The organism is Haoranjiania flava, assembly GCF_025631005.1.
In the GTDB taxonomy this organism is placed as follows: domain Bacteria; phylum Bacteroidota; class Bacteroidia; order Chitinophagales; family Chitinophagaceae; genus Haoranjiania; species Haoranjiania flava.
Genome location: NZ_JAOTPL010000016.1, coordinates 65034 through 76445 on the forward strand (window position 1 = coordinate 65034; position 11412 = coordinate 76445).

5 protein-coding genes are annotated in these 11412 nt (G+C 38.1%); all 5 read left to right on the forward strand.

Annotated elements, in window-relative coordinates; all coding sequences use genetic code 11:
* The first annotated feature begins 1 nt into the window (after nucleotide 1).
* Nucleotides 2–2215, forward strand: a complete 2214-nt coding sequence (locus OD355_RS10800; RefSeq protein ID WP_263038491.1) for a hypothetical protein — start codon at nucleotides 2–4, stop codon at nucleotides 2213–2215.
* Nucleotides 2216–2347: 132 nt separating this feature from the next.
* The gene (locus tag OD355_RS10805; protein WP_263038492.1) at nucleotides 2348–5668 is read left to right on the forward strand and encodes a DUF5107 domain-containing protein; all 3321 of its coding nucleotides are present in this window, start codon (nucleotides 2348–2350) and stop codon (nucleotides 5666–5668) included.
* Between the two features lie 11 nt (nucleotides 5669–5679).
* Entirely contained in the window at nucleotides 5680–7014 is a 1335-nt protein-coding gene (locus tag OD355_RS10810) for a sugar porter family MFS transporter (protein WP_263038493.1), read from the forward strand.
* 219 nt (nucleotides 7015–7233) lie between these two features.
* Nucleotides 7234–10248, forward strand: coding sequence for a SusC/RagA family TonB-linked outer membrane protein (locus OD355_RS10815; RefSeq protein ID WP_263038494.1), 3015 nt, complete (start codon nucleotides 7234–7236; stop codon nucleotides 10246–10248).
* A 60-nt stretch (nucleotides 10249–10308) separates the two neighbouring features.
* On the forward strand, nucleotides 10309–11412 hold a 1104-nt coding region (locus OD355_RS10820; protein ID WP_263038495.1), incomplete at its 3' end, for a RagB/SusD family nutrient uptake outer membrane protein.

Consider the following 11412-nt stretch of genomic DNA (forward strand, 5'->3'; position numbering starts at 1 on the left):
TATGTCATGCAATATTCAGAGATTAGTAAAATTGCTTTTAGTGTTGGTGCTTATATATTCCACTGCATTATCGCAGTCTGTAAAGCAAACAGATACAAGCTTATTAATACGTTCAGATCATTATAATTTTGAATTGAATCTCGTGTCTGGATCAATAGATTATATATTTTCTAACGGCAGTTATTTTAATAATATAGTGTCTGTATTTCATGATGTTAAACTGGGTAAGCATGCTTCTAACGAGTTTGCACAACATACCTATACCATAGAAAAAAATAAAGATGGTATTGAGCACGCAGTAACTATAAATTTCATTCATGAAGACAGATCCAAACCGTTTAGGCTTGTACAATACATTACTATTTATAAAGATCAACCATATATTTTATGCAGTGTTGCGGCTGAGGCAATAAATAAATCCACATTATTGGAAAGCAACTACATCAGTCCGTTTGCAACACTTGCTGGTAAAAGCAATTCCGTATTTGTCAATGGTGCCAAACCAAGACTATTGGATGCGGCCTATGATAATGATAATTGGGTAAAATATCTTACTGTAGACTGGAATGATAAGCATGTGCAAGGGGAAGGTTATGAATTTACTTCTCTGTATGACTATGAGAAAATGAATGGGATCGTCCTTGGCAATTTATCTCATAATTTTTGGAAGACAGGTATAAAATACAAAACATCAAAAGACACAGGAAATATAGATGATCTTATTGTATATGGAGGCGCTTCCACAGAAGATAATCCGACACTTCCAAAAGAATTCGGCGGTTACGACGGAACGCATGATGTGGTGCCACATGGTACTATGAAAGGGGAACAAATATCTTCTCCTTTAGTTTTTATTTGTTACGATGCTTACATACATAATGCTTATCATCTCTATGGACAATTAAATGCAAAAATTTCAGGATCCTTGTCATGGAATGGTTACGCACCTTTTTACTGGAATAGTTTTGGCATAGAAAATGTTTTGGGGCATAAAGGGATAATGATGCCCGGCGGAATCTCGGAAGTGTCTGATTTTATTTCTTCGATGAATAATTTTAATAGATATGCTAAACCTGTTATAAGCATCGACTCTTATGATCAATCTATTTACACAACAGAAGTGTTAGCGTCCATAGGAAAATATGGCGAAAAACGCAATCAGGAAATGGGCTTTTATTTTATTCCTTTTGCTGTTTGGACATGGAAAAATTCTATAGACACGGCTAAGCTGCAACATACAAATGAGTACATAAGGAATGTGACATTAAAAGATAATTCAGGCAAAACTATTATCTACAAAGACGGTGATTTTGGGGCTTTTCCATTAGATCCTACACATCCAGCTACACGGGAGAGAATCATTGCTGAACTTCAAAACGCAAAAGCTATAAATGCTAAATTTTTAAAAATAGATTTTCTTTCAGCTGGTGCCATGGAATCGACTGTAAGATATAAGAAAAATATCCGTTCTGGTCTCGAAGGCTACAATTACGGCATGAAAATGCTAAAACAACTAATAGACTCCGTTTTAGGTAAGGATATATTCATTACTCAAGCTATATCTCCTATGTTTCCTCATCAGTACGCACATGCAAGGTTTTTATCAACCGATATTTATTCGCACTTAAGAGATGATAAAAAGAAGTTCCCGAATTATGGTAGTACAGCTTCCTCTATGATCACATCTTCACATCTAGGATGGGTACATGGCACGCTTTTGCCTTTTACAAATATGGATGTAATAGTAATGAAGAATTTTCAGCGTAATGCAGATATTTCTGAGAAGGATATAAAAATAAGGTTATACTCTATGATAACTTTAGGAAGTATATTCGGAGACGGCACTGATTTCAGAAATAGCGAGGCAAGGAGAAGAGCAAAAAAATATTTAGATAATGAGAGTATTTGCAGATTTTTTAGCACGCCCAAAGCTTTTCTACCTTTAAAAACAGCAGATGGATTGGATGAGGATCAGCAATTAAGTTTTTATTTACCTCAGGATACCTTGTTGATTTCTGCATTTAATTTTTCTGTAAAGAATACTTATAAAAGTTCCTTTAACAGAAACAGGATAGGGCTTAAGCATAATAACTACATAATAAAAGACTTTATAACTAATAATACAATAGCTGTGTGGGATAAAGATGACACAACATTTTCGTTCAAGATAAACGCTGAAGATGCAATTCTGTTTAAGTTATATCCTACGAATTAATATGCATAGTAATTTAATCCATCATTCCACAAAAAAAGGCTATTGTTTCAGTTTCAGGATTCAAGAACTTTGAGATGTGTTACAAATACATATCAAATATTCACTTGATTAAGATAAAAAATTAATATACTGATGAAAGTTCATGTTTGGTGCGAGAAGATAGTAATACCTACTTACGAAACAGGTGCACCGGAAAAAAATCCATTATTCCTTGAAAAAAGGGTTTACCAGGGTAGTAGCGGCGTTGTATACCCGCACGCGGTTGTGGAATCTATTTCCGATGAGAAAAAAGATAAAGAATACAATGCGGTTTTTTTAGAAAACAACTATTTGAAAATCATGATACTTCCGGAGTTGGGAGGAAGAGTGCAGCGTGCGTATGATAAAATTCAAAAGCGCGATTTTGTATACTACAACCAGGTGATAAAACCTGCATTGGTAGGGCTTACAGGGCCGTGGATATCAGGAGGCATAGAATTCAACTGGCCGCAACACCACAGGCCAAGCACGTTCCAGCCCGTGGATTTTGCAATAGAAGAGCATGAGGACGGCAGCGCTACTGTCTGGGTGAACGAGATAGAAGTAATGTTCAGGACAAAAGGAACAGCAGGCTTTACATTGTACCCGGATAAAGCATACCTCGAGATAAAAGGTAAATTATTTAACCGCACCCAAATGCCGCAGACTTTCCTCTGGTGGGCGAATCCTGCAGTGAAGGTAAGCGCTCATTACCAGTCTATCTTTCCGCCTGATGTGTATGCAGTGTTTGATCATGGCAAACGCGATGTATCTTCTTTCCCGATAGCCAAAGGTGTATATTATAAAGTTGATTATGCACCTGGCACAGATATTTCAAGGTACGATACCATTCCTGTGCCCACTTCCTACATGGCTATTGAATCTGCGTACGATTTTATTGGTTGTTACGAGCATGATATAGAAGCAGGCATGTTGCATGTTGCCGATCATCATTTTTCTCCCGGCAAAAAACAGTGGACATGGGGCAACGGAGATTTTGGCTTTACCTGGGACAGGCATCTTACAGACGAAGACGGCCCGTACATTGAACTTATGACAGGTGTGTATACAGACAACCAACCGGATTTTACATGGTTGATGCCGAATGAAGAAAAAACTTTTGAACAATACTTTATGCCGTTTGCAAAAACCGGCGGCGTAAAGAATGCTACGAAAGAAGCACTGATCAACATCGTTCAAAACAACAATGGCTTACTGGTAAATGTTTACGCTACTGCAGTTTATACAGATTGCAAAGTCAGCCTTTATCACAAAGGCGAATTGGTCAAAGAATTTATCGCGACCATTTCTCCTACAGAGATATTTAGTCAACAGTATACAGCAAATATACCTTGCGCTGACTTAACGGAATGGAAATTTATTGTTGAACATAATGGAAAAATATTAGTGGAGTTTCAACAGGAGGCGAAAGAAGAAAAAGAAGTTCCGCCGGCGGCAACGGCTGCCCTTTCCCCGAAGGATATTGCATCTGTAGAGGAATTGTATCTCAACGGGCTTCACTTGGAGCAGTACAGGCACGCCACATTCAATCCTATAGATTATTACCAGGAAGGATTACTACGAGAGCCCGCAAATGTACAGTGCAACAATGCTATGGGTTTGCTCTTGCTGCGCAGGGGCAGGTTTGGGCAGGCTGAACATTATTTCAGAACAGCAATAAAAACTTTGACTAAAAGAAACCCCAACCCTTTTGATGGCGAACCATACTACAATTTAGGAGTGTGCCTGAAGCTACAGGGCAAGGAAGACGCGGCTTATGACGCGTTTTATAAAGCTGTGTGGAATGATGCATGGCAACACGCAGGTTTTTTGCAGCTTGCCAAAATAAAGACCAGGCAGGAAGATTATAAGCTGGCGCTTTACCTGGCAGAAAAATCTTTAGTAAGAAATTATCATAGCATTGCGACAAGGCATTTAAAGGCTATTCTCTTACGTAAATCAGGCAATCCGGATAAGGCAAACCATCTGGTAGATGAATCTTTACAACTCGATATATTTAATTTCGGTTGCTGGTATGAAAAATACCTGCTGGAGAAAGATGATGCCGTGCTGAAAAAATTTATAGAATTAATGCGCAATGCGCTGAATAATTACCTGGAACTATCGCTCGATTATGCTGATGCCGGCTTGTATGAAGAGGCTGCAACTGTTATCAATACATACATACAGCACAATGAAAATGTTTCTCCATTGTGTTATTACTACCTGGGATACTTTACCGGTTATTACGACGAAGTGAAAGCAAAAGAATTTTTTGACATAGCATCAAAATTATCTGCTGCTTATGTATTTCCCAATAAACTGGAAGAAATAAATATTCTTACGTCAGCCATAAAGCGCAGCGCTCATAATGCTAAAGCATATTATTATCTTGGTAATCTTTGGTATGATAAAAGACAATATGATGAGGCAATAGTCTGTTGGGAAAAGGCCATAGCATTAGACAATACTTTTGCTACACCTTTCAGGAACTTATCCCTGGCATATTTTAATAAAAAACATGACCAGGAAAAATCTCTGGAGTATTTGGAAAAAGCATTTTTATTGGATGAAACAGATGCCCGTGTTTTGATGGAATTAGACCAGTTGTATAAAATGCTGGGCAAGCCATATCAGCAAAGGCTTACCTTACTTGAAAAGCACCTGGCGCTTACTGAAAGCAGGGACGACCTATATCTGGAAAGAATAACTTTGTATAATAATCTTGAAAATTTCGAAAAGTCTAAAGCATTACTTGCACAAAGAAAATTTCATCCTTGGGAAGGCGGCGAAGGGAAAGTGCTGGGACAGTTTATTCTGAGTTACACAGAACTGGCAAAAAAAGCTATACTGGCTAATGACCATCACAAGGCTTTGCAACTTCTATCCTCTCTTGAAAAATACCCTGAAAACCTGGGCGAGGGCAAATTGTATAACGCGCAGGAAAACGATGTATACTTTCTGAAGGCATTGGCATTAGAAGGTTTGGGAGCGACAGAAGAAGCCCGGAATTATTTTCTGAAAGTTACTGCCGGTATCAGCGAGCCTGTGCAGGCAATTTATTACAATGATCCGCAGCCGGACAAGATATTCTACCAGGGACTGGCCTGGTACAAATTAAATGCGCCGGAAAAGGCAAAAGCCATTTATGAAAAGTTTATAAATTTTGGCCGCGAACATTACAATGACGAAGTGAAGATTGACTATTTTGCTGTTTCTTTACCCGATTTGCTTGTGTTTGATCTTGATTTGGATAAGCGGAATAAAAACCATGCGCGATATCTCATCGGTCTTGGATATCTGGGTTTAGGAGCATATGACAGGGCAAAAGAAGAACTTAGGAAAGTGGTTGAAGCCGACATCAATCACCAGGGAGCCGCCTCCTACATACGCATGATACCTTTTATGAAAGAAGTTTTCAATAATGACCTATAAAACACAACTATATGTATGCTTATAATAAATCTTACATCATAAGAATGGCTTTTATCTCAGCGCTTGGCGGCTATTTATTCGGCTTTGATTTTGCTGTTATAGCTGGTGCATTGCCGTTTCTGGCAGATCAGTTTGCATTGAATGAATATTGGGAAGGTTTTCTCACGGCTTCGCTGGCATTGGGTTGTATAGCAGGATGTTTATTTGCCGGTGCCTTTTCAGACAAAGTAGGCAGAAAGAAAGCATTGATGGCTGCAGCTTTTATATTTTTAGTTTCTTCCCTGGCGATGGGTTTTTCTACAGGAAGGGATGTGTTTATTTTTGCACGATTTGTGGCAGGTGTAGGTGTAGGAATGGCGTCTGTGCTTTCGCCCATGTATATCGCAGAAATTTCGCCTGCATCTATGCGTGGCCAGATGGTGTCTATTAATCAATTGACGGTGACAATTGGTATATTCATTACCAGCCTGGTAAACTATGCATTAAGAGATGCGGGCGATGATGCCTGGCGTTGGATGGTGGGTCTCGGCGCAGTGCCTTCGTTTCTTTTTTTGATAGGTGTGATATGGCTTCCGGAAAGTCCGAGGTGGTTAGTGACGAAAAAAAGAGAAAAGGATGCAGCAATAATTTTACATAAGATAGGCGGAGAGCTGTATGCAGTAAAGTCGGTAAGCTCTATTCAAGATACTTTGCAGGGAGAGGATACAAAAAAAGTAAGTTTTAAAGAGGTGTTCAGTAGGGCTGCATTGCCTGCCATTATTATAGGAATGGGATTGGCTGTATTTCAGCAGTGGAGCGGAGCAAATGCTATCTTCAATTACGGGGCAAAAATTTTTGAAAGTATCGGCTTTAGTTTAGGTGCTCAGCTAAAACAATTGGTGATTATCAATGCGGTTAATCTTATTTTTACTTTAATAGCTATGTGGCAGGTTGATAAGTTAGGCAGGAAACCGTTAATGTTATTCGGCGCTTTAGGACTTTGTGTTTCTTATATTATCAGCGCGATATTATTACAACAAGGTTTATCAGTGGCAGTCTGGCCATTGCTTGCCGCTATTGCTATCTATGCTATGACCTTAGCGCCCGTAACCTGGGTGGTAATTTCTGAGATTTTTCCAAATAAGGTCAGGGGTAAGGCCACATCAATTGCTGTTGTTGCTTTGTGGATGGCTTATGCCGTACTGGTTTTTACATTCCCTATCCTGGTTGAAAAGACCGGTACTTATACGCCGTTTTATATCTATGCCGGCATATGTTTACTTGGTTTTATTTTCGTAAAATTGCGTGTAAAGGAAACCAAAGGCAAAACGCTGGAAGAGCTCGAAAATGTAATGACACGACATTGACCTCTAATGCTAAAAATATTGAAAGATCTTGTTACAAACAAGGTCTTTTTTATTGCTGTAAACAGTAAGATAATCCATTATTATAGTAATAATAAACATTCTTTTCTGATAAGCATTTGTGAAATTTGATTTATAAAAACCTGCTATTTCTTATAAGTTGTAAAATACTTTGCATTTGTTCTACAAAAATATCCTAATCTCTTATAAAATTCACTTCTTATGAAAAGTAAATCTATAAGCTTCTTATTATCCATGTTTTTTATTTTCATCGTCATAAATAGTATTGCGCAAACAGCACGTAATGTCACTGGCATTGTTTATGATGATAATGGTAACCCTCTTTCAGGTGTTACCGTCAAGGTCAAAAATTCTGAGGCAATAACTACAACAAATGTATCGGGCAACTTTACGATACAGATATCAGGAAAGGAATCTGTTCTTGAGTTTTCATACATAGGCTTTGCAAAACGTGAAGTTTTGGTTGGTGATCAAAACAATTTTACAATCAATCTTATTCCTGGAGAAGATGCTTTGAGTGAAGTGGTTGTTATTGGGTATGGCACCGTCAGGAAAAGTGATCTCACAGGCGCAGTGTCTGTAGTATCGGCGCGGGATATTGAGAAACTCCCGGCAGCAAACATTGCACAGGCATTGCAGGGGAATGCAACGGGCGTTTATACTTTGGAATCTGACAGAAATCCTGGTGGAAGCCCTTTGTTGAACATCCGGGGAAATAACTCTATGACAGAAGGCAGCGGTACACCATTGTACGTAGTAGACGGTTTTCCTGTTCCTAACAGAAATGTAAATCTTATTAACCCATCAGATATAGAGTCTATAACTATTTTAAAAGATGCTTCATCAACAGCTATTTATGGCGCACGTGCCGCGAATGGCGTGGTTTTGATAACCACTAAGAGTGGTAAAGAAGGCAGAACGGTTTTGGATATTGACGTCTACAAAGGTGTGAAAAGCTTTAATAATCCTGTTGAAGTAATGAGTGCACAACAATTTGCCGAGCTAAGAAGAGAATCATATGCAAGTGACGGTACACAAATGCCCGGTAATGCTTTTTTACCCACCGAGTTGAAAATGTTAGACAACGGCCAATCTACTGATTGGTGGAAACAGGTAACAAATTCTTCTGCAACCACAGAAAGTTATCAGATATCTTTATCTAGCGGCAATGAAAAAACGAAAATTTTTCTTGGAGGAGGATACTTCAATGATGTGGGCATAATAAACAATTCTTATTTTAAAAGGGGGAATTTAAGATTTAATGCTATCCAGAAAATAGGTAAATCATTTACGCTAAGCAGTTTTAATAATTTAAGTATTGCTTTGCAAAAAGGATCAGATGCTACCACCATACTGTTTCCCGCTAATATAGGTAATCCTATGTCGCCAGTAAAAAATGACAATGGGGTCTACTATGTTATGATCCAGAATGCTTTGGGTACACCCCGTGCCAATCCTGTAGCATTTTCAGAGCTACAAATAAATAAAAACTTCAAGCCTTATTTGAATTCATCATTAGCATTGAATTATGAGATAATGGAAGGATTGAATATTAAGACGCAATTATCCGGAGAGTTAGATCACAACAAAGTAAATTTCTACAACCCTATATTGATAAGCGGGCAGGATGAAATTAATGGAAGAATATCTGATGGATACGCTTATGCAAGTGCGACGTTAAACTATAACTGGATCAGTGAATCGTCTATAAATTTTATAAAGTCTTTCAATGGAATTCATCATATTAATGCGGTTGGTGCTTTCTCAGCTCAGAAAAATCATTATGAGTCATTCACTGCATCAGCATCTGGTTTTGCCAGCGATGCGTATGAATCTTATAGTTTAGGATCAGGACAGGCGCCTGCCAGAAAACCATATAGTATCCTTGAAGAATGGCAAATGTTGTCATACGTGGGAAGAGTTATCTATACATTACATGATAAATATATATTTACCGGAAATTTTAGGGCAGACGGATCTTCAAGGTTTGGCGCGGAAAACAAATGGGGCTTCTTTCCAAGTGGCGCTTTTGCCTGGAAAATATCTCAGGAACCTTTTATTAAAACCCAGGAATGGATTAATGATCTGAAATTCAGAACGAGTTATGGATTAACAGGAAACTCAAATGTAATTAGTCCATATCAAACATTTGCACAACTAGGTTATGCACCCTACAACTGGAATAATGCTGAAGCGGGTGGTTATTACGTAAGAAATATTCCTTCCTCTGATTTGAGATGGGAGTCTACAGCACAATTCAATATTGGATTTGATATTAGTATGCTTAACAACAAGCTAACAGCTAATTTTGATTATTACAATACAAAAACAAATGGTCTTTTGAGAACGATTGAAATACCTTCCATTTCCGGTTTTCCTAACGTATATAAAAATATAGGCGACATGAAAAATACAGGTGTTGAATTAGGTGTACAGTCTCGTATCATCGATCGTGTATTTAAATGGAATGCTAAGCTCCTGGTTTCAAGTAACAAAAACGAATTATTATCATTAGGAGATACTACAACAAGAATTGGAACCGATCATTGGGTGGGCAAACCTTTAAATATCGGACAGAGATATATGATTCGTGCAAACGGTATATGGCAGTCAAGTGAGGTGGAAGAAGCAAAGAAATTCGGAGCCAAACCTGGAGATGTGAGATATGTTGATGAAAACGGAGATGGAAAAATAGATGCTGATGACAGGGTTTTCGCTGGTTCATATTACCCTAGATATTACGGATCATTGACTAATGATTTTTTGTATAAAAACTTTGATCTTACAGTTTTTACAACTTTCTCGCAAGGCAGAGATGTGTACAATGGCAATAATTATATTTTGCTTTCTGGCGCTGGTGTAGATAACAATAGGGTAGAAATGATGAATCGTTGGACTCCTGATAATCCAAGTAATAAGTATCCGAGAGCATCTGCCAACGCAAGCAACAGAAGAAGTGATAAAACCAGTGAATTTTTGGAGGATGCCAGCTTCATAAAAATAAAAACTATCACCGTTGGCTATACATTCCCTGAGAAAATAGTCAGTGGTTTACGAGCATCATCATTAAGACTGTATGGAACTGTTTATAATCCATTTACATTTACCAAATTCACCGGCATGGATCCGGAAGACGGAGATATTGGTAATAATAGCAGAACAAGCTATTACCCGATAACAACAACATATATTTTAGGATTAAAACTTTCATTTTAAAGACGAGAAAACGAATCAATTAAATTGATCCATCTAGCCACAACTAAAAAATATAAAAAAATGAAAAAGATATTTCAATTCGTTATACTGTTACAGATTTTTCTTTTAGTTGGTTGTTCGAAGTTTTTGGAAGAACACCCCAAAAGTTTTTTGACACCGGAAAACTTTTATAAAACACCTGAAGATTTAAACGGCGGGCTAAATACGGTTTATCGTTATCCGCAAGACAGGTATTCCAGCGGATGGGCGGCTCCACATTGGTTTGAATGGGGTACTGATGAACAAGAAATAACAGATAAAAGTACATGGGCAATGCATAACCAAATAGCCAGATTAAATGCTACTTTTGATGCAACTGCAGATGTCCCTGTCTGGATGTGGCAGTATACATTTAATCATTTAAAGGATGCCAATTATCTTTTACAAGCATTAGGGAATGTAAATTTAGAGCAGAGTAAAAAAAATGAAATAGAAGCTCAGACAAAAGCTTTAAGAGCGCTGATGCTGTTCGATGCCGTTCGCATCTGGAACGGAGTACCCCTGATCCTTGAAGCTTCTTCAAATATAGATCCTCTGCGAACTATTAAGCGCGCCGAGCCCCAGGAAATGTATGCAGCTATCGTTGCAGATCTACTATTTGCAAAAAATAATTTGCCCAATCAATGGAGTGGAGCAGAGAACGCCGGTAGGCTCACTGCCGGATCTATCGCAGCATTGCTGGCAAAAGTGTACCTTACGATGGCAGGTTTTCCATTAAACCAAAAAGAAAAATTACAGGATGCTAAAGCAATTTTAAATGAATTGATAGTTCAGAAGAAATATGGAAGCCACTATGCTTTGGTTCCTGAATACGCAGACATTTATAATCAGCAAAAGCAGCCGCATTCAGAAGCTGTATGGACTATCAATTTTACAAGAGGTACTTTCGGTCAAGGATCTGATTTTCATACCAATTATGCTCCATTGGAATTGTACTATGCTTCCGGTATCGGTTTGGCAAAAGGCGGTGGCTGGAGTAATGGAATTCCTACTGAAAAGTTCTATAACAGTTATGATAAAACCAACGATAAAAGATTTAAAGCTACTTATTGGACATCTACTGCTGATTTTCCTGCTGAATATAACTCCCTTGTTCCGCAGGAAAATGGTTTACCAAAACATATT